The sequence below is a fragment of the Aeromonas sp. FDAARGOS 1402 genome (assembly GCF_019046925.1).
Classification (GTDB): Bacteria; Pseudomonadota; Gammaproteobacteria; order Enterobacterales; family Aeromonadaceae; genus Aeromonas; species Aeromonas caviae.
In genome coordinates, this window is record NZ_CP077203.1 from 44,229 (window position 1) to 68,609 (window position 24,381).

Genomic DNA, 24,381 nt, shown 5'->3' on the forward strand with positions numbered 1-24,381 from the left:
TGCCGTTAAACAGCGCTTACAGGTAGTCCGCCACCACCAGTTCCAGCTTGCCCTTGAGCTCGTTGCTGGAGCTGCTTTCCAGCTCGCGCTCCAGCATCTTGGTCGCCAACTTCTCCAGGGCGGGCGGCACCACCAGCAGGGTCGGCTTGATACCAAGCTTGCGGCCGCCGTCCGCCTGGAACTCCCGCATCCGGCTGTAGGCATCCCACAGGTTGTCGGGGGTCAGCGCCCGCTTGTTGGCGAACGCCAGCTGCCAGAAGCCAAAGCCGGCGGCGTCGCGGCAGTCCACCCCGTAGCGGAACTCCTTGCGGGTGAACACCGCCTCGTCGTCGATCTTGGTCATGGCGATGAGCTCGGGGGACTTGCGATCCTGGAAGATGATCGGCTTGAGGGCGCGGCTGGTATCGAGCAGGAACCAGGGCTCGCCGGTATAGGCGCCATCCACCACCAGGTTGGCCACCAGCGCCGGGGTGCCGGTGCCATCGACCTTGGGATAGACCGGGTGATCGGTATCGAAGAAATACTGGGCGTCGTAGCAGGGTGTGGTGAAACCGGCTCCCAGCAAACCGAAACAGAGCTCGTCGGGATGTACCCCGGCCGAGCGCCCCATCTCGGCGAACAGCGGGGCATAGATGCCCAGCTCGTCGTCCGCGATATCGTTGCGATCGACGGCCACGGTGGCTTCGAAGTCCTCGTTGACGATCTGGTAACCGTGGGTCTTCATCGACTCGATCACCCGATCCCCGACCCACTTGCGCAAGCTCGGGAACTTGCCGAGCCAGCCATAGGTGTTGGACTTGGTGGTCGATTTGATCACGGTGGCGATCTTGGTGTACTGGGTCGGCGCCTCGCTCTTGGCGTCCTCAAAGTTCTTCTTGAAGCCGGTGAAGAGGGACTGCAGCAGCGCGGGTGTAATCATGGCCATGGTCTATTCCTTCTCTGGTTAAACGGAACTGCCTTCGCGTGAAACGGGGCTTGCTCAGGCCTTGGCCTTGGCAAAGTCCTCGTGGCTGATGCCGAGCTGGTCGGCGGCGTACTTGTCCTCGGCCGAGAGCACGGCCTCCCCCTTCTTCTCCGGCAGGGTGACGGCAGCGGTCTGGCTCGCCGTGAGCGCGGCGATGGCCGGGCGCGGCTCCAGCAGGGCCTTGAGGGCGGCCACCCCCTTCTGGGCGGCATAGGCGGTCAGGTACTCCTCTTCGGCCGCCACCACCTTGCCTGCGGTGCGGGCCTCCTTGATGAGGGTCGCGGCATCGGTGGTGTCCACCTGGGCGGTCAGGGCCGCCACCTGGGTGACCAGGGCGTTATAGGTCGCCACCGGCACGTATTGCGCCAGGTCAACCTGGGCTCCTTGTTGTACTGAGGTCGTCTGCGCCTTGAGCGCGGCCAGAGCGGTCTTCTCGGCCGAGAGCGCGGCCTCCAGCTCCGGCGCCTTCTTGGCGCTGGCCTGCAGGCTGTCGAGCTCGGTAAGCGCCTTCTGCAGTTGCTCGTCGGTCGGGTCACCGGTCAGCTCGATGCCGAGCTTGGCCAGCAGCTTTTTCAGCAGTTCATTCATGGAGTTCTCCTTGGTGAGGGTGGCCGGCTGGCCGGGTTGGATCGGTTGAGCACTCAAGGCCGCCAGCGCCTGCATACCCACCACCCCGGGATCGTTGGTGATGGCGGTCATGCGCAGCTCCAGGGGGCGGCCCTGGGCGTCATAGGGGAATACGGCAGAGAGGAAGCGATACTCTTTGGCAGCGACCAGGGCGGCGGCCCGCTCGGTCCAGCGGGGTTTGATAAAGAGTCCCTCCCCCTCGCGCCACTCGATTTCGTCGCCGTTGTACCACCCGGCCGCCGGAGCGGGCTGGCCGTTCTGATCCACCTTGAGGGTTTGGTGGTCGTAGTCGATGAGGATGTCTTGACCGAGCGCCTTGGCCCGGTTGATCAGGGTAGTGGCGATGGTCTTGTCGAGCTGCCAGTGGCCACCAGGCACATCGAAGGGGCGGCCATCCCTGGCCTTGAACGGGCCCACCGGCAGTAACTGGTGCCAACCGTCGTCGCTCGGGCCAAGCACCGCATCGAGCACGGCCAGCCCCAGGGTAGTGGGTCTGGCATTCAAGATGGCCACGGCAATCGCAGATGGGGGCATCACTCTTACTCCGGCTGGACATAGCAAAAATCACTGGTGCCAGTGTCAGGGAGGAGAGAGAGGGGTGGGGTTTATGGTGGGTTACTGCAACAGCAGGGGGTGCCGGTACTGTTTAAGGGTGTTTAAACACCGTTTTGCTGGGCCAAGAGCGGACGGGCCATGCCATCGCACCGGCCCTGCCCCCGTAAACGCACTCAGAGGCTTAGGGCGCGTCCGCCGTCAGATAGCCTTCCAGCGTCTCCAGTACGCTCTGCTGGTCTGTTTCCGACAGCCCCAGATAGGGGCGCTCAGGCAGGTTGATCTCGGGGCGGCCGAACTGGTGAGCGGCGCCGTATTCCAGCGGGGTGCCGAAGTAGAGGGCCTGGGGATCGGCCTGATAGTTGAGGGTGTCGCGCAGATCGTCGTTCAGGCGCAGCACCTCGTCGGCATGGCGCGGCTTGCGGGCGCGGTACTTGTCCGAGAGCGGGGCCCAGGGATCTCCTTCCGGGGTCTCCTGCGCATCCCAGCGATCTCGGTGCGACAGCAGCAGTCCCTCGCCGATATCCGCCAGGGGCTCGCTCAAGTCGCCGGTGCGCTGATAGAGCCTGGCCAGCAGCTCATGGGCATCGGCCACCCCGTGGTGGCTGATGGCGATAAAGCTGCCCGCCATCAGGCGTCATCCTCGAAGGTGGTCATAAAGTGCATGGCCTCTTCATCAGCCGCAGCCATGGCGGCGGCCCAGAGATCCCCCAACAGTTCTGCCTCTTCACCTTCGGCTTGTTCGCACAAGGCATCCAGCGCCTTGGCCTGTGCCAGGGTAAAGGGGCCATCTTCTGCCAGCAGGGCGCTGGCTTGTTCCAACAGGGTCATCCTTTCTCTCCTTTGCGGCTGGCGGTCGTGGCCTGGGCCAGCATGGCCTCCACTCGTTTGGCCAGTTCGGGGAAATGCGTCACCATGGCATCCCTCGCCAAGACCCAGGCGGCAAATGCCTCGGCGGCGGCTTCCATCCTGGTCTTGCCGGCATACTCCGTCAGCAGTCCCACCCCCGTCAGGTCAGGCTCCCCGGCCCAGAAGTGAACCTGGTGACCGAGTTCGTGCAACCAGGTTGAGAGCCGCTGGGCTGATTCCCCCTGCTTGCCGCCGACGTTGGCGGAGATGCTCCAGTGACGGCGCAAGGTCTCGCCACTGGTCCCCCTTGGCAACCAGTGACGGGGCCCGGTGTTGGCATGGGCATCGGTGACCACCTCGGCCGCCGCCGCTTGCACCGCCTGCATGTCCACTGCTTTGAGTGTATCACCCGCCTTCACTTTGATAACCAGATGGCCCCAGCTTTTGGCCGTAAAGCCGTTGGTCGCGCTGGCCCGGCGCGTGTAATAGAGGGAGCGAACCAGGTAAGGGTCTGTGCCCAGGTACTCGGCGATGGCCGGCGCAACCTTGAGCCCTGCCGCCCCCTTGCCCATCTCGGTCTGCTTGATAAACAGGGTCTTGACCGGGTGCGCCTTGAGGAAGGCCGCCAAGGGCTCACGCTGGGGTGCGGGTAGCTGGGCCAGCAGATCGCTGACCCCCTGCGCCGTCACCCCCTTGGCGGTCGAAAAGGCGCTCTCCACCAACCGCTGCGGCAAGCGCTCGGCCAGCGCGGGTTTCGCCGCCTCCCGCTTGGCCACGGCCTCGGTCAGGGCGGCGGGCGTCTTTGGCCGGTAATCGAAACCCGGATCGATGCCACGGGGGATCCGGTGTATCTCCCCGGTCGCCTTGTCCACCCACTCATAATTGCCGTCATCCGGTGCCTGGCCCACCGTCAGCCCCCGCCGTTTGAGATCTGACTCGGAGAGCAGGAACTTCTTGCACTTGCAGCCATAGCCGTTGCTGGGGCTGTGGGTCTCCCACCAGGGATGGTCCACCGGCAGCACCAGGTTGTTCCACTTGAGGTGCAGCTCCCTGGGGTGCTCGGAGTCGCCGTGGCGATAGAGCGCATAGGGGCGCTTGTGCTTGATGCGCTCTATCTGGTCATCACGCCCGGCGTTGTAGCTCTGGCGCAGGTTGGTCTCGAAGATGACGCGAGAGCGCCACGACGCCGGGCCGGTATGCACCCAACCGTGGCGAGCCACGATTTCCTTGAACGCTTTCTGGAATGCACCGAGGGATTGCCCCTCGCTGATCGCCTTGTCCACCGCCCCGCGCAGGTCGGCCAGCAAGTCAGTCTTGGTCGCCCCCGCCACCATAAAGGCGCGGTTATGGGCGTCCCGCCACACATCGGCCCAGCGCTCGCTCGGCATATTCAGCTTCTGGCGAAAGAAGGCGATCGCCTCCTCAAACGGCAGACTGCCGTAACGAACGGGCATCAGTTGCCCTCCTCCATCTCCAGCATGCCGAGCAGTTCGCTGGCGGCAATGGCCTGGGCCAGCAGCGCCCCCAGTTCGTCATGACTGAGGTTGGGCTCCAGCGCCAGCAAGCCATCCCGGATCTCCTCCAGGGTGGTGGCCTGCATCACCAGTGCCTGGACAGCATCGGTCATGCCGGCGAGCAAAGGGGCCACCTCGGCCTGCAGCCGGGCCAGCTGGGCATCGTTGTTATCACCCCGGGCAGGGGACTTTGCCGCCAGCGCCGCCAACCCTTGCGCCTTGAGCGCCGCCTCCCCGGCCCCTGCCTGCTTGTCGACGATGACCAGCACCTCTTCCCCTTCCTTGGGTGCCGGGATCTGCAGCTTGTCCCGCACCCACTGGGCCGGGATCTGCATCCCCATGCCCACCAGGGCCCGCAGCGGATAGGCCAGATCGCGCATGTCCTCGGGCTCGGTCACGTCAAACTCCAGGCGCGGGCAGCGGCGCGGCCCCTGGAAGCTCTTGCCGTTCAGGGCAAACAGCGGATAGACCAGATCCCGGGTCAGGGTCGCGGCGAGCTGGCGAAGGTCTGCATCCCGTACCTCCTGGCGCACCTCGTTGTGGACGTTGCCGAGCGCATGGGTCGAGCTCTTGCCGTCGGCCTGGCTGGTCAAGGTTCCCCCCAGGATGGCCTTGCTCATGGAGCGCTCACACCAGTCCATCATCACCACAAAGGGATCGGCCTGACCGTTGGCCGCATTCTGGAAATCGATCTCCATCCCCCGGGGGATGATGCCGCCAGCGTTATGGCCGATGGAGAGCACCGCCTGCAGCAGGGTCGCCTTCTCCTTCTCGGTCGCCCCTTCCGGGTATTTGCCCAGGCGCACCGGCAGGCCATAGATCTCCAGAAACTCGGCGAGATCCCGCACGCTGTAGTTCTTGAACAGGAAGGGCCAGACCAGGGTGCGGATAAGGCCGGTGCGGGCGAGATACCCCGACTTCGACTTGGCCTTGTGCATGACCCAGCCGAACGGATTGAGGGCTGCCCCCTCCTTGCTACCGTCCCGCAGCCGCAACTGGTTCCAGTCATCCGGGTGGGTCTGGAACCAGGCGGGATCGCGCCAGACGATGCCCTTGGGGAGCTGCAGCCCCTCCACCATCTCCCAGCCGCTGAACTCCTGGGCACTGAACCCCTTGAGCACCGCATCGGTGGCGTCAAAGATGGCGTCATCCAACCAGGTGAAGTCCTCCAGCAGCTCGCGGATCATCTCGCAGTCGCGCTGCTCGGCGGGGGTCGCATTGCGGGGCGGCTCTATGGTCCAGCTCACCCCGAGCAGGGACCGGCGCCGTTTGCCGAGCTCGCTCTGCAGGTGGGCGTCCTTCTCCTCCATGTCTTCGGCCAGCTCGCACTGGGCGATGAGGCTCCCCTCCTCCGCTTCTTTCAGCGCTGCTGCAGCCTTGCCCGGGGTGAGCCCCACCGTGGGATGCTCGCTGTAGTGACGACGCAGTTGGGCCAGCTTGGCGTCGTTCTCGGTCTGCGGCTCCTTCTGCAGGCGCAGCGAGTTGCCATGAATGTCGATGAGTCCGGCCATTACCAACCCCCTCTTTCATATCGGTGATAGTCGTCGTTGCGCTCTGAATCGTGTTTACCAGGTAAGGGGGTGAACTCGATGGCGCCCCCTTCCATCCAACTCGCCCGCACTGCCATGGCCAGCGCCACCGCAAAGTCGCCGTGACGCTGCTGGCCGCCCTGGCCGGTGTTCTTGCCCTTGTCGATCTTGGGTACCCCGTTGATGACCTGGATTTTGCCGAGGTCGTCCTGCACGTCTGCATGGCGCGGGATCACCAGGTTGTCGTCCTCGAACTCGGCCTTGAGCTTGGGCATCCACTCCCGGTACCAGGGGTCATTGAGCATCACGCACTCGATCATGCTGGCGCCCCAGCGCAGCCGAGCAGCTTCTGCCAGATAACCGCCGTTACCGGTGGCATCGAAGGCGGCCGCCGTGAAGCGGTGTAGCCCCTGCAGCAGGTAGAACAGGATTTGGCGCTGGGTCTCATAGGGGGCATTGACCAGCTCCACCACGAAGGGCACGGTCTTGCGCAGGCTGGTCGCGATGGATAGCGGAACAAACACCGAGAGATCCCCCTTGCGGGCGAAGTCCTCCCCCAGTACATGACGGCAATTGCGATCGAGCGCTTCCAGGCAGGGCTTGAGGTTCTCCTCACACCAGATCTCCGCCACCGCCTTGCGGGTCTCCTCGCTTTGCAGCTCGAAGTCCGCAGGGGAAGTGAAGCGCAGGATGGGGATCTCCGGCTGCATGGCCCGCTCGATCAGGGTGCGCTTGATATAGACGCCGCTGCTCTGCTTGGGCACGCAGAAATACTCCTCCAGCGCATCCTCTTCGGTGGCGGTGGCCTTGAGCAGCCCGGCCTTCCAGCTCTCCTCGGCCTCCGGCGTCCAGGGCGTGCCCTTGACCTGGCAGATGCGACGATAGAGCCCTTGGCGGCAGGCGTCGTCCAGGCTGATGGTGTGGATGGAATACTCTTTACGGCCCGCACGGCTGTCGTTGATGAGCTGGTTAAACAGGTTGTCCACGCCGTTGTGGGTGCTGATAAGCCGCACCTTGGCCCCCCACATAGTCAGCGCCATCGCAGCTTTCAGCACCTCGGCGAGCCGGTCGTGGAACGCCGCCTCGTCGATGGTGACATTGCCCTGCATCCCCCGCAGGTTGGAGGGGTTGCTGGAGAGCGCCTGCACCTTGAAGCCCGAGGCGAAATAGACCACGAAGGTGAGGATCGCCTTGTCCTCGTCGTCGGTGAACACCTCCTCCTGGATCTCGCCTGCTGCCTTGTTGTACGCCTTGGCCCACATGGCCACGGCATCGATAAACTCTCGCGCCATCTCCTTGTTGCTGCCTACATAGAAGTGGTGGCAGCCCCCGGCCGTCTTGGTCTTGGAGGCCGTCAGGGCGGCGTCGGCCGCCTCCGCCCAGGTGATCCCGGTGCGGCGGCTCTTCTCGGCGATCTTGAGCGGGCTCTCGTCGGCTATCCAAATCTTCTGGTAGGGCAGCAACACCTCGTCGGGGCTGTATTCAGTACCGAGGGTCTGGGCCAACTGCTGTGCGATAGGGGTCTGTACGATCGTGGTCATCAGACAATCCCCAGGATTTCGCGGCGTATCTCGGCGGCGGCCTCACCGCTCAGGCCCGCCTGGGTGACGATGGCCTCGGTCTTGGCGGCCACTTCCTCGGCAAAGGCCTGGCGGATCTCTTTCTCCCGGCGATGCGATTGCATGGCGGTGGATTCGAGCCGCTGGGCCGCCAACATGGCGTTTTTCAGCATGTCGATATCCACCGCCTCCTCCGGGTTCTGCACCTGGGCCAGCATCGCCTTGAACAGCTGGGAACGGCCGAGCTCCAGGATGAGCTTGGTGGTCTCTCCCATCGGCTTGTCACCGAGCTGGGAGGTGAGCGCCGCCGTGGTCTCCCGTAAGTCGCGCAGGTGCTGGCCCACCTGCTCCACCTGACTGGCGTGGCGGCTGAGCCCTGAGCGGGAGAGCTTGAGATCATCGGGTAACCCTGCGCCCTCGATAAGACCATTGATCTCGTCCAGGATGGCGGCCTGGCTGTTGCCCTTGTCGCGCAGCATCTCGTTGAGGGCGTTGCGGATAGCTTCGGGCAGCAGCCACACCTTGCTGGCGCGGCCCCGGGTCGGTTTCTCGGCCATGGTCAATCCTCCGCCCGAGGCTTCTTGACACCCGGCACGCTGGATCGCCCTTCAGCCACGTCCTGGCCCCGGCCGGTCAGGTGCGCCACCTGCACCTGGGCCAATTTCTCGATGCGCACCAGCCCCTGCTCATCCAGCCAGGCCAGCAGGGTCTTGACCCGATCCCGGGACACCCGGCCGGTACCCAGCTGGTCGAGGCAATCATTGAGGATCGACTCGTTGGCGGCCCCGCCGATATCGAGCAAGGATCGCAAGATCACCAGGCGTTGCTGGGCGTCCAATATCCCTTGAATGCTCATGTTCTCTCCTTGAGTTCATTTTCCAGCAGCAGGTCGGCGAGCCGGCGGGCCTGGCGCAGTTCCGGCGCCAGTGCCCGCAGCTCACCACGCAATTCGCTGATCTCCAGTTGCAGGGTGTGCAGCTCCTTCTCGGTCGGCAGATCCGAGAGTTGCTGCTCGACCCTGGCCACCCTGGCGGCCAGGCCGGTGACATCTTCACGCTTGGCGTAGGTCTTGGAGAGCAAGATGATGACGATCAACCCCACCAGACTGGCCAGGGCGTACAGGGGCCCCCAGTTTTTAACGATAAATTCCCACATCGGTGGCCCCCTTCGTCTGGTTCGGCAATATCGGGCCTAGCAGCGGCCTCCTGTTCCCCTTAACGATGAAATCCCACACGGATTGCCTCCTTGCGCTCGAATAGGGTCTGGCACTCGATGCAGCGCGGCGCATCGGGTTCGGCATGCAGCCGTGCAATCGGGATGGGCTCATCACAATCGCAACAGATGCCATCGCCACGGGGTTTGGGCCTTGCCCGGTGGGCGTCAATAAGGCGCCCGGTCCGCTCGGCGTCGAGCTGCTGGGCGCGGTCTATGGGGTCGCTCAAGGGTGTCTCCTTGCGAACCGATTACTTGATGACGTGGGTCGCCTTGAGGCGGCCCCAGATGGCCAGCAGGCCGCCGATGGCACTGGCCAGATCCACGGCGGTGGAGACCAGGCTGGTTTGGGTACCGACATCGACCGGCACGCCGAACAGGCCGGCGATACCGGCCCCCACGGCGATGACGCCGCCGATGACGGCGCGGCTCCTGAGCGCAGGCTTGGCTTGGGGTAACAGGGAATCAGGCATGATGGGTTTCCTTCTGTTGAGGTGGGGTAAGACGGGCACGGGCCCGCAGGCGATCCAGCTCCCCTACCGACCGCCAGCCCTGCTCGTACAGGGATTGGCGAGTGGCGTGATGGCTGTAGAGCGGGATGGCCTCCAGATCCGCACCGGCCAGGGCGGCCTTGAGATGGGCGCGGCGCCCATCCTTGAAGCAGGCAAGGTAACGGGGATTCTTGAGTTCGGGGATGCCGAAATACCCGGCGGCCTGGATCCCTTGCAACGCTTGGCGGCGCTTGTTGATGAGGCTGGGTTTGCTCATGCCGCCCCCTCACCGAACCGGGTCGAGAGCAGGTAACTCTGCAGGCGCAGCAGGCGGTTGCTCCAGCCGTGGGCATTGGCCCACTGGCTCGGGTCTTTGCGCACGATGCCGAGCATGAAGCCGGCGCGGATCTCAAGCAGCGTGAGCAGCAGGGCCCGACCACCATCTCGACCGGTCTTGGCGGCCAGCACCCGCAAGGTATGGGAGCCCAGCACCCCATCGGCCAAGACGCCGAGCGCCTGCTGCAACTGGCGCACCGAGCGACCAGGGCCGTGATGCACGGCGCCGTCGAACAGGGCAATGGCAATCAGCGGGCAGACGCTATCAACCCGATCGCAACGGGCGGGCAGCCAGTAGTTCGCGCGGTAAAACAACTGGGCGTGGGCAGGGGTCGCATCCCCGACGGCAATGTCCGGCCGACCATCCCGATCGAGGTCGATCATGCCGTCCTTCCTGCCGTCGGCGACATCGGCCATGCCGAACTTGGTATGGCCGCCACGGTCGGCCGGATGGTTGACCTCGCCCCCTTCCACATCGGGACGGAGCAACCAGGCAAGCGCTATGGGATAGGTATCAGGCAACATAAAAGGCCCCTCGATAAACTGCGTTATCGCAGCGTACCGAGGGGCCTTAATGGGGCGGGTTTATGGTGGGTTAGAAAGGTAACTCTGAAATGACAGAGGGATCAGGGGAAGACGATAATACCTAGCTGTTCCAGCAACTCTGGCTGCTGATATTCACTTATTTTTACCCCGTTTAGATTAACTCGTCGCGGATTCAACCCAGACAGATCACTATTTCGCAGATCGCACCCCTGCAGATTAAAGCTGGTCCATTCTATTTGTCCAAACTCTGAATCACTCAGATCAGATCCAGCCAAAGATGCTCTCTGCAAATTCGCTCCATTCCACCGGTTGCCACTGAGCTCGCATTTTTCCAGCAAGCAACCTTCGAAGTTGGCGTAATTAAAGTTGTTACCGGTCAAATAAGCGTCGCAGAAGTAACTTCTAAGGGTAATCTGGTTGACGAAGCTGGCACGGGAGAAATTAATCCCCATTGCCTGACAGTCACGCATTTCCAACCCCAAGCACTGGCTGTGACTCAAGTTCGCTAGGGTCAGATCACAGCGTAGGAAGCTCGCCTCACGCAGATTACATGCTTGCAGCTGACAACTGAGCTCCTGTTCCCGATCATAAAAACTACAGTCAACGAAGCGACACTCACTCAAATTCAACCGGGAAAAATCGCAACCAACGAAGCTGCAGCCACTAAACTGCTCGCCTTCTACCTCTTGCTGCTCGAAGCGCCGCCCCTCGAAACGCAAGCCATTGATCATTCTGATACTCCTCTGACGAAGACCGTCATGTGAATAAATTGTATTAACCTAAACTAAACTTCCTGAACTCAAGCTGTTTGCCTTGAATCACGAATTTGTATGTCCGTCACACCGACAAGATACATTCATTGAACTTTCATTCAAAAAAATCCTTCTGTACACGTTTCTTAGTCAGTTGCCGTTGCTCTGCCACCACCGCATAGGTCTGAGGCACCGATAGGCCATGCTTGCGGGCCAATTGGTCGATATTACGGCCATTGAACTCATCCCAGATCGCTCTGTCCCGCAGCGCGGCCTTGAGATGATCGCCGGTTGGGATGTAGTAGGCACGCCCCCCCATATAGTGAGCTTGCACCAATGCCAGCTTGCGGGCCTGGGCCAAGGCCTTATCCGCCGCCATCCCGCCGCGCCCAAGTTCACAGGCAAGCACATCGACCAGCTCGGCCAGTGCCTTGGGCCATTTGGCAGTCAGCTCGGCCGCCGGGATCTGATCCAACCGGTCCACCAACTGCCCCAAGGATTCATGGTCCTCGGCGAACAGGTCCAGATTCTCTTGGCTGCTATCCATGTTGCACCTCCGCCTGCATCTGCTCAAAGGCTGCCACAACAGCCTGATAGCCCACCACCCGACCGGTCTTTTCATTGATGGGGATAGTTTTAGGTTCTTCGCGGGATCTTGGGGAAGTGGAAGTTGACAGACAGGGTGCTGGTAAACTGGCTGTCTCCAAACACACCACCACCATCACCCTGCTGTCGCCGTGCATCATATTGATATTGCCTCCTTCTGGCCAGGTTATACCGTCATCGCCCAAGCGCTTTCTGCCAACCATCACACCCTGTTTACCCTTGAGCCTCGCGCCGACCTGTTGCCCCGTTGTCGCCGATGCCTGCAACCCACGCCATTGATCCACGACCAACGTATCCGCCGGGTGCGTGAGCGAGACCTATTTGACCGACAAGTCTGGTTACAACTGCCTGTTCGCCGCGTCGACTGTCTGCGCTGTGGTCGCGTCAGTGAACATATCGACTGGCTCCCCTCTGGCTCCCGCCTCACCCGGCGCATGCAGTGCTGGATTGAAGCGCTCGTTCAGTACCTCCCCATCCGCCATGTCAGCCAGCTCACCGGGGTCGGTTGGCACACCATCAAGGAGATCGACAAGCGCCGTTTGCAGACCAGTGTGGGCACCATCGAACTTGGGGAGGTGCGGCGGCTGGTGATGGATGAGTTTGCCCTGCACAAGGGACACCGCTATGCCACCGTGATCATGGATGCCGAGCGAACCCGCGTCCTGTGGGTGGGGCACGGCAACAGCCGGGCCGCTATCCGTCCCTTCTTCGAGCAGCTCGGCGAGCGATGCCAGCAGATTGAGGCGGTGGCGATGGACATGAACACGGCGTTCGACCTGGAGGTGAAGCAACACTGCCCGCAGGCGGAGGTGGTCTACGACCTGTTCCACGTGGTGGCTCGCTATGGCCGAGAGGTGGTGGACCGGGTGCGAGTGGAGCAGGCGAATGCACTGAAAAGCGATAAACCGGCGCGAAAAGTGGTCAAAAGTGCGCGTTGGTTGCTGCTACGTAATCGGGCGAAGCTGAGTGAAAAACAGGATGTGAAGTTGCAGGAGCTGTTGGCGGCGAATCAACCGCTGGCGATGGTGTACGTGCTGAAAGAGGCGTTGAAGGGCATCTGGTATGCGCCGAGCGTGTGGGAAGGATGGCGACGATGGCGGAGCTGGATGCGGCAGGTGAAGGAAAGCGGGCTAGCGCCGCTGCAACGATTTGGTCGAAATTTATCGAAATATATGCGGGGGATCCTGGCGAGTGCAAACTACCCGATGCACACGAGTGTGCTGGAAGGGGTGAACAACAAGATCAAAGTGATAAAGCGTATGGCATATGGATTTAGGGACTCAGAATACTTTTTTCTGAAAATCAAGGCGGCCTTCCCCGGAAAGCCGCGATGAACCTAGTTTTATTGGCCGCCTGCAGGGCCTTGACCATCTCCCGCTTATGCCAGTGCTTGAGGGATTCCAGCACCGAATAAGCCAACGCACCATCGAGCCAGGACACCTCGGCCACACCCACCCCGTTATTGATCCGCACCGTCTGACGCTCCACATAGTGATTGAGCGCCGTCTCACTGCCATCACGCAGCAGGCCGTGTTTGGCCATTGTGATCCAGATAGCCCGGATCACCCCTATTTCAGCCGTCCGAACCTGGGTACCGCTGACCGGGCTTAAACGCTTCTGCTTGCCTCCTTTTACGCCACGTTTAACAGTCGGTTTAAACCCTGCCCCCTTCATGGCTTGCAGCACCTTGTCCAGCTCCTGGATCGACAGCGCTGCCGCAGAGCACTTGCCACTCTGCTGGGTCAGCAGCTCACGATAGGTTTCGTCATCCAGCCCCAGGGAGCGGCGGCCCACCTGCACCAGCCGGATCAAGCGGGTGCGTTCATTGCTTGCTGTCATGACTTCTCCCCACTTTTGCCACCCAGATTTGACCGGCAGGCACATCGTTTCCATTGCGCCACTCAGGGCAATGACTATCGAGCCACTGCTCGGCACCTTGCTGGTTCAAGGGGCCAAACTTCATCACATAGACCAGCAGAGCCTGCCAATTAGACGCCGCCATGACTGACCTCTGCTGCTCTGGCTTGCTGCAGTTCCGCTACCAGTTGCCAGCGCATCTGGCTGGCTTCTCCTGCCAGAGCAAACAGCCCTTGGGCACGAGCCTCTCTATCAAACTGCTTGAGCTGTCTGCACACAGCCCGTTTATCAGGGGTCGCCTGTGCAATGGCGGCCGCGCTGAATATCTTGGTAAGCCGAATATCCATCTCTGTTTTGGTCATCGCCGTGCTCCTTGTTCGAGGCGGTGAAGACCTGGGCCCAGGTCGGCTGCTCATCAGTGCCCGGCCACCACGCCGGGCAGACAGAGGGGCTACCCCCACTGTTTCGCATGATCAATACTCAATCTCCTTATCCAAACGAGAATGGAGTGTCTATGAAGCCGTTGACCGCTCATGAGGTCCTGTTACCTCTCTACAACTTCACCCAACTGATGGTTGGCCATAACCCCAAGCAGCTGCACATCTCGATCAAAACGCAGGAGTGGCTCTTCACAAGGTTGTCCACCGCCCCCTTTCCCATCAAAGAAGCGATCGAATTGGAACCATCAAAGCGATCCGCGTTTTATGAGCTGCTTACGCAATACGTCATGTTTTTGACGATGAACTCTGACCTTAAATTTGGTTCATCGCGGCTTTCCGGGGAAGGCCGCCTTGATTTTCAGAAAAAAGTATTCTGAGTCCCTAAATCCATATGCCATACGCTTTATCACTTTGATCTTGTTGTTCACCCCTTCCAGCACACTCGTGTGCATCGGGTAGTTTGCACTCGCCAGGATCCCCCGCATATATTTCGATAAATTTCGACCAAATCGTTGCAGCGGCGCTAGCCCGCTTTCCTTCACCTGCCGCATCCAGCTCCGCCATCGTCGCCATCCTTCCCACACGCTCGGCGCATACCAGATGCCCTTCAACGCCTCTTTCAGCACGTACACCATCGCCAGCGGTTGATTCGCCGCCAACAGCTCCTGCAACTTCACATCCTGTTTTTCACTCAGCTTCGCCCGATTACGTAGCAGCAACCAACGCGCACTTTTGACCACTTTTCGCGCCGGTTTATCGCTTTTCAGTGCATTCGCCTGCTCCACTCGCACCCGGTCCACCACCTCTCGGCCATAGCGAGCCACCACGTGGAACAGGTCGTAGACCACCTCCGCCTGCGGGCAGTGTTGCTTCACCTCCAGGTCGAACGCCGTGTTCATGTCCATCGCCACCGCCTCAATCTGCTGGCATCGCTCGCCGAGCTGCTCGAAGAAGGGACGGATAGCGGCCCGGCTGTTGCCGTGCCCCACCCACAGGACGCGGGTTCGCTCGGCATCCATGATCACGGTGGCATAGCGGTGTCCCTTGTGCAGGGCAAACTCATCCATCACCAGCCGCCGCACCTCCCCAAGTTCGATGGTGCCCACACTGGTCTGCAAACGGCGCTTGTCGATCTCCTTGATGGTGTGCCAACCGACCCCGGTGAGCTGGCTGACATGGCGGATGGGGAGGTACTGAACGAGCGCTTCAATCCAGCACTGCATGCGCCGGGTGAGGCGGGAGCCAGAGGGGAGCCAGTCGATATGTTCACTGACGCGACCACAGCGCAGACAGTCGACGCGGCGAACAGGCAGTTGTAACCAGACTTGTCGGTCAAATAGGTCTCGCTCACGCACCCGGCGGATACGTTGGTCGTGGATCAATGGCGTGGGTTGCAGGCATCGGCGACAACGGGGCAACAGGTCGGCGCGAGGCTCAAGGGTAAACAGGGTGTGATGGTTGGCAGAAAGCGCTTGGGCGATGACGGTATAACCTGGCCAGAAGGAGGCAATATCAATATGATGCACGGCGACAGCAGGGTGATGGTGGTGGTGTGTTTGGAGACAGCCAGTTTACCAGCACCCTGTCTGTCAACTTCCACTTCCCCAAGATCCCGCGAAGAACCATAAAAAAGCCATCACCCCTGAAGGGTGATGGCTTTTTGCTTCTATCATCACGAAGCTAGTTGGGTCTGTGTCTTAAGTATTGCCATTACTCTCGCACTAGGGCGATCGCAGTGTCGTAAGACATCAAGTAAGGTCACATTGATACTTTCAGCTCCCGGGTAGCGGTAATGCTCACCCGCTTCACTCGATAGCCACTGATGCAATGATTCCAAGTTTTCGAATTTAGCTGGCCAATACCCCAGTTCAGGGGATAGGCGGACGTTGGAAACGGATAACCGTACAATGGGATGAATGCCATTGATCAGACTTTTCAGGTCCATAAGCTCTCCCTTGTTCAAACGTGCTGCAGCCAGTCGCTATGTGGGAACACATCTGGTCCGAAATTCACCAGAATATCGTTCCAATCCATGTCACTTTCAGCTCTGATAAGCTTCGGGTTGCATCTCGTAACCTTGATGCCAGCAGATAGCAGATTTTTCTCCAGCTTAGCTGCATTCACTTCTCCGGCCGGGTCAGCATCTTCCCAGATGTAGACGTGTTTTACTCCCATGCAAACAATCCAGTTTCCCATCAGTGTTGCATTTAGCAGTCCCCACCCCTGCATACCTATGGCTGATTCGACACTTAGAAGTGTCTCAAGGCCTTCGGCTACAGCAAGAACCGGAGTCGGTGGGCAAAGTTGCACGGCACCACCCGATATTGGGGCTGTTGACACTGACGGCCTCAATTTCTTCACTTTTGGCACAGGAGCTTTCAGCCCATCGTTAGTGATGAAGGTTTGATGGAGACTGACTGGCTTTCCTGAAGGATCTCGGATCCGGCAAAGGATGCAAGGATGCTTCCCAAGATCAAGTTTAAACGCCACTCCTTTGTGAAAAACCGCCTTATGAGATGCTATTGCCGCCTTGATGTGATCGGGCATTTGCGATATTGCCAAACGAGCCAATTTCGCAGATGGATGAGTCAAGTCGATAGCCTCTTCAATCAGTTCCTTCTGAGTAGATTGGCGCACGCCAGCGGGCTGAGTTGTTTTACGGCCGTCCTTATCGAGCCACCAGTAACGCATCCCGTGCGGCTCTAGCGTGATTATGCACGGGCCATAATTCATGTCGATGTATCGCACACCAGGGTGGAGCCTTACTTCCCCACCAAGGGAAGCCACCTTCGACAATATTTGCCGGTTCCTGAGATACCGAATGGCTGGCTCAGCTTGCGGCTTGGTCAAAGGCCAGGCTTCATCCCAGAGCTGGGCATTTTTATTCGCGACAGCTTGATCCCGCCGAGCATCTTCCTCCGCTCGTTCCTTCTCCCACGCAAGTTGCGTAGGCGATTTCGGAGGGGGGGAAAACACGCCTGACGTAATCCCATCCATGTAACCACTGGCGATCGCCAGCTGCTCGAGGACTTTCGGAAAAGGCCAGTTTGTTTCCTCCATTACAATGGAGAAACCAGACATAACCCCACAAGAGTTGCATACTCCAACGCCGGTTGCTTCTGAGTCGAGCTTGCCCCTGTGGATTAATCCAAAGGCTTCTCCACTACGACCACCGTGTCTTGGGCAACTGGTTTTAGGTGCCTTCTTCCCAGGAATGAAACCTCGGGTGGCATCACCGAATAGGCCTAGGTGTTTGTACGCTTCGACCCATAAACGGTTGTCATTGAGATATGCGGCCAAATCATCCGCAACGATTTCATAGTGCATGTCATTACTCCATGTGGTTGGTGTTCCCCATTTCGCCCGATTACAGGGGGTACGGGCTGGTGCTTGCACATTGCAAACACTCAGCAATGGATGTCCATTGCTCAGTGTTCGAAAGTCCCCCCTCCAACGTGGAGGGGGGGATGTCAGGCAGCCAAGATAGTGCCCTTGGCTAGTTTGAACAGCTCACGTTTAAGGCTGAGGATATCGCCTACAGCAATCCAGTTCCCTGGTTTGAAGTAGTAGTCCATAGCAGCTTTCCCGTTCGCGTACTGGCCGATAAAGATGCCAAAGACATCAATGCCATGTTGTCGAACCATATTGAAGGTATCAACGCAGTCAACGTCTGGTTCACCATCGGTGATCACGATCATACTCTTGCGTTCAGCTTGCTCTGGCATCAGGGCCAAAAATGCGTTGCTTAGACCTTCCCTCATGGGTGTTCCCCCACCGGCACAGATCAGATCGAGACGAGAGCTTGTAGTGGCTGGATCCTCCCTAAAACGCAGTAGGTCCACATTCCAATCCCCGAAGGACTGAATTCCAATTACAGCCCCATCGATCTGTTGAACTGCAAGAGCCAAAGCCAGGCAGGCATTTTTTGCCACCACCTCTTGGCAATTCATTGATCCAGACAAATCCAGCAACACCATGATGGCGCTATCGATGCCAAGGTTTCTGGCTTTGCTGCGGTAAACACGCAAATCACCTTGTTTGAACCGATTGAACCGGGAGGTGACAAAGCGCTTCCCTCGTCGACTCAATCCAGGAGCACAGTTGGTTTCTGTCTCTACGAGCTCCATAAGAGCTTGTGTGATTGGTCTCGATGCAGCGAGGACTTTAGGGAGTGTTACACTCCGGCCAATCTTCGTGTAAACAGCGTCCAAATGTGGCCTTAATGGAGTGTCGAGTTGAAAGCGGGAATCCGCTTCGATCAATGACGCCAGCATTTTTCCTTTGTCACGTCCCTCGACATCGGAGGATCCAGATCCGGCAGCTTCAAGACAGGCTTCTAACTCCTGAATTTGCTTTGACCTAACAACGTCATCAGCATTCGGCCCGCCAGCAGCCCCCGCTTCCGGTTGGCCATCTGCATCAGCGTCAGGTTGACCATCTGCATCAGCATCCGGCTGGCCATCTGCATCAGCGTCAGGTTGACCATCTGCATCAGCATCCGGCTGGCCATCTGCATCAGCGTTAGGTTGACCATCTGCATCAGCGTCAGGTTGACCATCTGCATCAGCGTTAGGTTGACCATCTGCATCAGCATCCGGCTGGCCATCTGCATCAGCATCCGGTTGGCCATCTGCATCAGCATCCGGTTGGCCATCTGCATCAGCATCCGGTTGGCCATCTGCATCAGCATCCGGTTGGCCATCTGCATCAGCATCCGGTTGGCCATCTGCATCAGCATCCGGTTGGCCATCTGCATCAGCATCCGGTTGGCCATCTGCATCAGCATCCGGTTGGCCATCTGCATCAGTGTCAGGTTGAGCTTCAGGTTCATGATCCGGCTGTTGAGTCTTCAGGTCTTCCAAAGCATCTTTGATCGCATCAAGCACCATATCTGCGCTATTCCAGCAATCATTGAAGTCAGAGGTTATCACTCCCATTTCTGAGATGATTTCAAGCCTGGTCAATAAAGCGATCGGGAAGCGTTGGCGTGCCAGATCTCTGGTTTGCTCCCAAACTGGGGTGAGCGGCTTGTAGTTAAGCAACTCGCTGCCAATGTAGTGCGCAATGTAATCCTCCAACACAGCTATAGCTGGAGTGTTCGCCCCTGGAACCAGCCTCATCCCCTTTGAGATAAACAGCTGCTCAATGGCTTCATACTCGCCACGAAGCCCCGGGTACTCTATAAGAGCCATCCGGTCTATCCGGCCGTCATCGAAGTAGTTCAGAAGCAAGCGGTGCACTTTACCTTTCGTTTTCAGTGACGCTTCATATTTTGCAAAGTCAGAGCCATATCGGTGGTGAGCCCCTTCGTGCATGCCAAACCCCATGGCGGCCGCGGCCTGAACGGGATCGCCTGCATCGAAGAAAGGCATTAACACCACACCTTGAGTTGTACCTGCAGTAGAATAATTTCCCCAGGTCGTCCTCAAACCGAAGTCGTTGGCCATCATTGCTAACCGAATTTGAATGGTCAGCATTTTGCTTTGAGTAGACTGCATTGTGTGTCTCCAATAATTAAAACCCCAGGGCAAGCCTGGGGTTGGTTGGGGTTGCCTTGATAAGGCGGATTAGTAAAAACCGGCCACTTGGGTGGGGGGAGTATTGGAGGTGGTCGATATGGCGGCTAACATCCCGGTGAGGAAGTTGTCCTGGGAAGTGGTAACAGAACCCGGTGCATCTGTTGGGTCTTCTTCCTCTTCGATCTCCAGCTTGGCAGTCCTTAGGGACGACAAGTAGCTCGGATCGCTCAACAACGTGAGCAAGCCCATCATTTTACTCAGCTCAGTAGCATCCAGTTGCGCAGCCCGTCTCTTGGGGAGAGAACTTTCGAACGCATCAATGCTGTCAATCGCCGGTTGGATAAAACTATCCAGCACAGCCATCTGTATGAGCTTTTCCTTGATGTTCGTCACATATCTCAGTGACTTGCGAGTGAACTTACTACCGTTGGACATCGAATACTGGAAGTCTCGCAAAGAGTTGCGAGCCATTTCAGAGATCGTATCAACAGCAGCATCGCCAAGCGGGTTGTTAACCACATCTTCATTCACGCGATACGAAAATGAAACCTGCTTCCGGACGTAATCCACGTCATAGAGCGAGGCTCGTATGCGAGAGGCGAAATCGTGGAGAGACACTGTTGCGGCTGCCTGTTGTATCCAGGAGTCGCATTCTGCGTCGTAGTTGAGTAAGAGCTGATCAAGATTTGCGTAGAAGCTGATTCTCATCAACTCCAGGCCGTCAGTGACCTCACTCAATAAATGGCGAGGCACAGCCCAAGCGCCAAGGACTTGGAAACCGACTTTGCTAAGCAGGGCGATACCCTCTTGGCGAGCTCGGCCTTGGAATGCGATCTTTTTCTTATCGAAGACCGATTTTGACCCTAAGCGAACCACATCAGCAGCTAACGCTTCATTTTCAAGTCCTAAATCAAGGGGCTTGTTATTCCGGGTCGCAGACCAGGTGGTGACTTTGAAATCCACCAGCACATAGCGCTGGAAAAATTCGACAAAGTTCATTGCGGTAAAGGATGACATGGGTAATTCCTTATCTCTGGACAAGGAGCTCCCATAGCGGGAAGACTCCCGTCAGGGTGGTGTTGGCCTATTTGGCCGGGTTGGGGTTGCGATCCGCGGATGCGGTGTGCCTTGAATCGCTGAGCACAAAACGCCACAAAAAGTAGCGCTCTCGGAAATGTCCACCAAACACATCCGACAACACTCTGATCTGGATTTTTTGCGCGACAAACACGACTCGACGAGTCACAAAGGCGAGGTTGGAAGCTACGGCCCAGAAAGGAGTCCGATTAGCCGTTCGGACATGGGCATACTATCTCAGGTGGGGACAAAAAAATCAACGCTGCCTAGGGGCAGCGTTGGTTTCACTCTCTTTAATTCTTAGGATTGCCATATCAAGCCAGGCACCCAACGTTGGGTGATTTCCTTGCCGGCAGTACCGGGACCAACATGGCCAAAAGTCCGGGTCGTTCTTTGGCCAGGGTGGCTCGTGAGCCTCTAGCGTCCGATTAACCAAGACCCTGGTTACAGCCTTTATGATCGCCGCAGCACCAGCACCAGAACATGGCAGTTTAGGAAGTCGCGACACGCTGTCTTTCAGTCCTTGCACTGTTCTGTACTCGGCCACTTTCCCTTTGATGCACAACGCATAAAGGGGCCTACAGTTCTTTGCCCAAGGCATATCAGGTAGTTCGTACCCCATTCGCAGTGGCACGATGTTGACTGTATCCCCGATGATGCCAATGAGAAATTCATTGGCCCCACCAGCTTGTTGCTTGCTTAACACATACTCAACCACGAGATCTACTTCTTTGCTGAGCGTGGTACCAAGAATGTCGTGCAAGCATCCTTTCAGTGTACTCATACAAATACCCCAAAGAAAACCCGGCTCTGGGCCGGGTTGGTTGGTTGGTGTTAGAAGGTTAGTAAAAAGCGAACTCAAACAGACCTTTATGTTTGCTGAGTATCTGCTTTACCGCCTCCTGGAGTTGTTGAACTGGCGCATCAGATATGCCGACAGACTGCAGATGCTTAAGTTGTTCGGATAAACACAGATCAGTAAAATTCCGACTCTGGTCATCGATCATGTCAAAAGCGTTGTGCAGAGCGAGCAGCAATAACATTACGACCTGCCCGGCATCTATCCTTTTGGTTACCCCCCGAAAGGGAATGTTGCCAGTCAAGTTGCATCCGTAAAGCCCTCCATCGCCTGGCATTGTTGGTGTGATAAACACCCCCTCCTCAGCTAGTTCCGCCATGATGTTTTGCCACGTAGCAACGACTTGCTCTGGTTCGGTAATTTTGGCTCGAAAGTACATGGTACTTAGTCCTCAACCCAAGACTGGCCAAAAACAGCTTTGCAAAGGTGCATCGCCGCTTCGTAAGTCGCCTCATCACCAACTAAACGATGAGCATAAGCCTCGTGGAAGGTTTTTTTGACCCTGTTACGGACTGATGTTGGGCTGGTACGAACCATCTCTCTCACCCAACGAAGCAGGCTGCGAATGGACAAAGGTTTATCCATCGCGACTCCGTTCGTCATCGTGAAATCGTTTTGTTGAGACTTTTCTACAGCAGTATTGATATCACGCATAACGCGAATCATTTCTGGTAGCAAAGCTTCGATTGCATTGACGTGCGAGGATGGAACTTTTTGTCCAAGATCTTCTTCCCAATCAGTAAGCTTGATTGCGATCTTGTTTTTGCAAATCGTGTTCATGTCTTCGTCACTCAACTCACTGGGCGCGAGTGGGATGAAGCGGTCGATAAGCGCATCACTCAACCCGGTAGTGCCTCTGAAGCCAGATAGCCCAGTGATACCACCGTTGTTGAAGGTGAACACACACCGGAACAGCTTGTGCGGCTCCAACCATTCACCAGTTTCAGCCAGCTCGATTCCATGGGTCATAAGCTCATAGAAAGCGACCAGCTCCGCTGGTTGCATGGCATCAGCTTCGTTGAGCAAGAAGATCCCGCCGTTGAGCAGAGCTTCCCGCAATGGACCAGACACGAACTCACCCGTGGCCGGGTTAACACGCCCGAGCAAATCCAGCTGGAAGCTGGTCTCCTGGGTGCCTTCGACCTGATATAGCGGCCACTGAGTTCGGGCTGCGTACTGGATGACTCCGGTTGTCTTGCCGGCACCATACCCGCCATAGGAAACGATGATGTCTCCATCTGGATCGGCCATAATCCTGCGCACATCATCAAGGAAGGCTGTTGTGAAAACGTGTGGTTTTCTTACCGGCACGCGGGGGTTCATCAAGTGATCATCACCATGGGGACAACGAACTTTGATGTTTGCATCCAGGCCAAATTCGCTGCCAGAAATGAAATTGTGCTGAGTCATAGAATCTCCGAAAACCTGATTGAGCAGGTTGTTTTTGTGTTGGGCTGATTGCCCGGGTTGGTGTTGGTCGCGAGTGACACATTGCGGACCGAGTGCCATAGAGACAGCCAGGGCTGTTTCTGCATGTGCGCTGAGGCCGGCGAAATACCGGTGAACGGACATGCAGAATCAGCCAACGAGGGCTTGAGTGATAGATCACGGGTGAGGACGTCGGCAGAGCGCCGGGATGTTGGTGTTGGCGTCAAGCCATTTGGCTCGCCCCCTGAGATAGACGCCGGGAGCAGGGACAGAATAGCCTTCCGTGGACCAGGTGTAAAGACGGCCACCCCTTACGGGATGGCCTGATTTACTTAACAAAAATCAACAGCAAGCATTTCAGCGGCCCCCTGACCGTTGTACTCGATCTGGCTGACTCTGATGGTCTCAGTTGATTGTCTTCTATATAGATCCGGGTTGGGTAAAGTGATGTTGGGGTTATGCTTTTGAACATCCTCTGTCCATTTCACATAGTCGATAACCCCTTGCCGCGGGGAGGAATGCAATCGTACACCTGCATACTCGGCCTTTACGTGGTTACCCATCATGGAGCGCAATGCTTTTTTCAGCTCGGCTTCCCGGGCCTTGGCCTCATCAATCTTCACCTTGATAGGAGACATGTCACGCCAGACTTGCAGCAGCTCCGCGGCAATTTGGGTCCATGCTTCCTGGTCTTTTTGCGTGCTCGGCTCGAAATAGTCAAGCTCTGTAATCGGCGGGGCTTCATCCCGTTCGTACAGGTCCCACCACCATTTTTGCCGCTCGATCAGCAGTTCTATTAGCTCCTCATCACGTGTGATGCGAAACACTATTAGCTTGCGATCATAGGCGCGATAAAAGGCCAAATAGCCAATCTTAGCTCCTGTCGCCAGTAGCTGGTCTTGTACCTGGGGTAGGTACCGTTGATAGGCCTCCGAGTTCCGGCGTTCTTGCATTACCGACTCGAAGGTTTCCCATGCCGGTACTTTGAGCTCAACTGGAGAGCCATCGGACATTAACCCATCCAACGAAACGCGAATAAAGGAATATGTCTCATGCTGCACACAGGTTGGTATCACCAGGTCAAGTATGCCTTGCGATTCCAGCCAGCGCTCGAACGCCTGTCGGGCCAGCGGCTCTTGCTCATTTCCTCTTCGCACCAAAAAGTTCTTGCTCAAGTCTGTGCCGGGCTTGCGCCCAGTTTTGACCATCCAAAATGCACGCGCACTTTCATGTGCGTATGGCCACTGGATTACAGAAGCAACACTAGATGCTCCTATGCCACCAGCTCGCCACTTATGCCATTCAGGGGTTCCCTGAACTAGGTCGACGTAGATCATGGGTGTGTCCTCTATCAATCAGCCGATGTTGAACGCTAGGGCGGTCAAATTTCGATCTGACATGGATTGCTTATGGGCAGAAGCCCGGGTTGGTGTTGGTCGCGTGTGGCACATTGCGGACCGAGTGCCATAGAGACAGCCTTGGGCTGTTTCTGCATGTACGCTGACGCCGGCGAAATACCGGTGAACGGACATGCAGAATCAGCCAACGAGGGCCAGGGTGATAGATCACGGGTGGGAATGCCGGCGCAGGGCTGGGGGATTGGTGTTGGTGCCAGGCCTCATGGCTTGCTCTTATAAGGCACCGAGAGCGATTTTCTGTTGTAG

Annotated in this window: 28 protein-coding genes and 1 other RNA gene; 2 read left to right on the forward strand and 27 right to left on the reverse strand. The window is 58.0% G+C overall.

The window, feature by feature from the left end:
* Window positions 1-16: 16 nt before the first annotated feature.
* The 16 genes from I6L32_RS22395 to I6L32_RS22470 all read right to left on the reverse strand — a co-directional run bounded on the left by I6L32_RS22395 (window position 17) and on the right by I6L32_RS22470 (window position 11,478).
* Window positions 17-925 carry a Mu-like prophage major head subunit gpT family protein gene (locus I6L32_RS22395; protein ID WP_202014440.1) on the reverse strand — a complete coding sequence of 303 codons (909 nt, stop codon included), beginning with the start codon at window positions 923-925 and terminating at the stop codon, window positions 17-19.
* A 54-nt stretch (window positions 926-979) separates the two neighbouring features.
* Entirely contained in the window at window positions 980-2,125 is a 1,146-nt protein-coding gene (locus I6L32_RS22400) for a phage protease (protein WP_210538341.1), read from the reverse strand.
* A gap of 202 nt (window positions 2,126-2,327) precedes the next feature.
* Complete coding sequence (locus I6L32_RS22405; protein WP_210538340.1) at window positions 2,328-2,774, reverse strand: phage virion morphogenesis protein; 447 nt, start codon at window positions 2,772-2,774, stop codon at window positions 2,328-2,330.
* Window positions 2,774-2,974 carry a hypothetical protein gene (locus I6L32_RS22410; RefSeq protein WP_210538339.1) on the reverse strand — a complete coding sequence of 67 codons (201 nt, stop codon included), beginning with the start codon at window positions 2,972-2,974 and terminating at the stop codon, window positions 2,774-2,776. The genes I6L32_RS22405 and I6L32_RS22410 overlap by 1 nt, the downstream gene beginning before the upstream one ends.
* Entirely contained in the window at window positions 2,971-4,446 is a 1,476-nt protein-coding gene (locus I6L32_RS22415; protein ID WP_210538338.1) for a phage minor head protein, read from the reverse strand. The genes I6L32_RS22410 and I6L32_RS22415 overlap by 4 nt, the downstream gene beginning before the upstream one ends.
* Window positions 4,446-6,017 carry a DUF935 domain-containing protein gene (locus I6L32_RS22420; protein WP_210538337.1) on the reverse strand — a complete coding sequence of 524 codons (1,572 nt, stop codon included), beginning with the start codon at window positions 6,015-6,017 and terminating at the stop codon, window positions 4,446-4,448. Before I6L32_RS22420 ends, I6L32_RS22415 begins: the two co-directional genes overlap by 1 nt.
* The gene (locus tag I6L32_RS22425; RefSeq protein WP_210538336.1) at window positions 6,017-7,576 is read right to left on the reverse strand and encodes a terminase family protein; all 1,560 of its coding nucleotides are present in this window, start codon (window positions 7,574-7,576) and stop codon (window positions 6,017-6,019) included. The genes I6L32_RS22420 and I6L32_RS22425 overlap by 1 nt, the downstream gene beginning before the upstream one ends.
* The gene (locus I6L32_RS22430) at window positions 7,576-8,151 is read right to left on the reverse strand and encodes a DUF3486 family protein (RefSeq protein ID WP_130627555.1); all 576 of its coding nucleotides are present in this window, start codon (window positions 8,149-8,151) and stop codon (window positions 7,576-7,578) included. Before I6L32_RS22430 ends, I6L32_RS22425 begins: the two co-directional genes overlap by 1 nt.
* A 2-nt stretch (window positions 8,152-8,153) precedes the next feature.
* On the reverse strand, window positions 8,154-8,450 hold the full coding sequence (locus I6L32_RS22435) for a hypothetical protein (RefSeq protein ID WP_010674005.1): 297 nt from the start codon (window positions 8,448-8,450) through the stop codon (window positions 8,154-8,156).
* Complete coding sequence (locus tag I6L32_RS22440) at window positions 8,447-8,749, reverse strand: DUF2730 family protein (RefSeq protein WP_128296927.1); 303 nt, start codon at window positions 8,747-8,749, stop codon at window positions 8,447-8,449. The genes I6L32_RS22435 and I6L32_RS22440 overlap by 4 nt, the downstream gene beginning before the upstream one ends.
* 59 nt (window positions 8,750-8,808) lie before the next feature.
* Window positions 8,809-9,036 carry a TraR/DksA C4-type zinc finger protein gene (locus I6L32_RS22445; RefSeq protein ID WP_042074576.1) on the reverse strand — a complete coding sequence of 76 codons (228 nt, stop codon included), beginning with the start codon at window positions 9,034-9,036 and terminating at the stop codon, window positions 8,809-8,811.
* A gap of 21 nt (window positions 9,037-9,057) precedes the next feature.
* Window positions 9,058-9,279: a hypothetical protein gene (locus I6L32_RS22450; RefSeq protein ID WP_043133770.1), complete on the reverse strand. Its 222-nt coding sequence runs from the start codon at window positions 9,277-9,279 to the stop codon at window positions 9,058-9,060.
* Entirely contained in the window at window positions 9,272-9,574 is a 303-nt protein-coding gene (locus I6L32_RS22455; RefSeq protein WP_069652688.1) for a hypothetical protein, read from the reverse strand. The genes I6L32_RS22450 and I6L32_RS22455 overlap by 8 nt, the downstream gene beginning before the upstream one ends.
* Window positions 9,571-10,158 (reverse strand): glycoside hydrolase family 108 protein, encoded by a 588-nt coding sequence (locus I6L32_RS22460; RefSeq protein ID WP_130627554.1) that lies wholly within the window; start codon window positions 10,156-10,158, stop codon window positions 9,571-9,573. The genes I6L32_RS22455 and I6L32_RS22460 overlap by 4 nt, the downstream gene beginning before the upstream one ends.
* 101 nt (window positions 10,159-10,259) lie before the next feature.
* Complete coding sequence (locus tag I6L32_RS22465) at window positions 10,260-10,910, reverse strand: Qnr family pentapeptide repeat protein (RefSeq protein WP_130627553.1); 651 nt, start codon at window positions 10,908-10,910, stop codon at window positions 10,260-10,262.
* 136 nt (window positions 10,911-11,046) lie between these two features.
* Window positions 11,047-11,478 (reverse strand): Mor transcription activator family protein, encoded by a 432-nt coding sequence (locus tag I6L32_RS22470; protein ID WP_130627552.1) that lies wholly within the window; start codon window positions 11,476-11,478, stop codon window positions 11,047-11,049.
* 190 nt (window positions 11,479-11,668) lie between these two features.
* On the opposite strand from I6L32_RS22470, the gene I6L32_RS22475 reads away from it, so the two are divergent.
* Complete coding sequence (locus I6L32_RS22475) at window positions 11,669-12,871, forward strand: ISL3-like element ISAeme19 family transposase (protein WP_084865641.1); 1,203 nt, start codon at window positions 11,669-11,671, stop codon at window positions 12,869-12,871.
* Here I6L32_RS22475 and I6L32_RS22480 read toward each other — a convergent pair.
* The 4 genes from I6L32_RS22480 to I6L32_RS22495 all read right to left on the reverse strand — a co-directional run bounded on the left by I6L32_RS22480 (window position 12,840) and on the right by I6L32_RS22495 (window position 13,865).
* Window positions 12,840-13,376: a gp16 family protein gene (locus I6L32_RS22480; RefSeq protein WP_210538745.1), complete on the reverse strand. Its 537-nt coding sequence runs from the start codon at window positions 13,374-13,376 to the stop codon at window positions 12,840-12,842. The genes I6L32_RS22475 and I6L32_RS22480 overlap by 32 nt on opposite strands.
* Window positions 13,360-13,539, reverse strand: a complete 180-nt coding sequence (locus tag I6L32_RS22485) for a hypothetical protein (protein WP_216944018.1) — start codon at window positions 13,537-13,539, stop codon at window positions 13,360-13,362. The genes I6L32_RS22480 and I6L32_RS22485 overlap by 17 nt, the downstream gene beginning before the upstream one ends.
* A complete protein-coding gene (locus I6L32_RS22490) occupies window positions 13,526-13,756 on the reverse strand; it encodes a hypothetical protein (RefSeq protein ID WP_042074588.1) in 231 nt (76 codons plus the stop codon). The genes I6L32_RS22485 and I6L32_RS22490 overlap by 14 nt, the downstream gene beginning before the upstream one ends.
* Before the next feature lie 40 nt (window positions 13,757-13,796).
* An RNA gene (locus I6L32_RS22495) (hammerhead ribozyme type II) lies at window positions 13,797-13,865 on the reverse strand.
* 43 nt (window positions 13,866-13,908) lie between these two features.
* On the opposite strand from I6L32_RS22495, the gene I6L32_RS22500 reads away from it, so the two are divergent.
* A complete protein-coding gene (locus I6L32_RS22500) occupies window positions 13,909-14,211 on the forward strand; it encodes a hypothetical protein (protein WP_210538746.1) in 303 nt (100 codons plus the stop codon).
* On the opposite strand, the gene I6L32_RS22505 is transcribed toward I6L32_RS22500, so the two are convergent.
* The 7 genes from I6L32_RS22505 to I6L32_RS22535 all read right to left on the reverse strand — a co-directional run bounded on the left by I6L32_RS22505 (window position 14,158) and on the right by I6L32_RS22535 (window position 24,054).
* Entirely contained in the window at window positions 14,158-15,360 is a 1,203-nt protein-coding gene (locus I6L32_RS22505) for an ISL3-like element ISAeme19 family transposase (RefSeq protein WP_084865641.1), read from the reverse strand. The two genes, I6L32_RS22500 and I6L32_RS22505, sit on opposite strands and share 54 nt — an antisense overlap.
* 433 nt (window positions 15,361-15,793) lie before the next feature.
* Window positions 15,794-17,161 carry a toprim domain-containing protein gene (locus I6L32_RS22510; RefSeq protein WP_210538831.1) on the reverse strand — a complete coding sequence of 456 codons (1,368 nt, stop codon included), beginning with the start codon at window positions 17,159-17,161 and terminating at the stop codon, window positions 15,794-15,796.
* Between the two features lie 143 nt (window positions 17,162-17,304).
* Window positions 17,305-19,332, reverse strand: coding sequence for a VWA domain-containing protein (locus tag I6L32_RS22515; protein WP_216945360.1), 2,028 nt, complete (start codon window positions 19,330-19,332; stop codon window positions 17,305-17,307).
* 69 nt (window positions 19,333-19,401) lie between these two features.
* Window positions 19,402-20,370 (reverse strand): DUF3150 domain-containing protein, encoded by a 969-nt coding sequence (locus I6L32_RS22520; protein WP_210538840.1) that lies wholly within the window; start codon window positions 20,368-20,370, stop codon window positions 19,402-19,404.
* A 902-nt stretch (window positions 20,371-21,272) separates the two neighbouring features.
* Window positions 21,273-21,668, reverse strand: coding sequence for a hypothetical protein (locus tag I6L32_RS22525; protein WP_210538844.1), 396 nt, complete (start codon window positions 21,666-21,668; stop codon window positions 21,273-21,275).
* Between the two features lie 5 nt (window positions 21,669-21,673).
* On the reverse strand, window positions 21,674-22,699 hold the full coding sequence (locus I6L32_RS22530; protein ID WP_210538847.1) for an AAA family ATPase: 1,026 nt from the start codon (window positions 22,697-22,699) through the stop codon (window positions 21,674-21,676).
* Between the two features lie 350 nt (window positions 22,700-23,049).
* The gene (locus I6L32_RS22535) at window positions 23,050-24,054 is read right to left on the reverse strand and encodes a lambda-exonuclease family protein (protein ID WP_210538849.1); all 1,005 of its coding nucleotides are present in this window, start codon (window positions 24,052-24,054) and stop codon (window positions 23,050-23,052) included.
* Window positions 24,055-24,381: the final 327 nt, after the last annotated feature.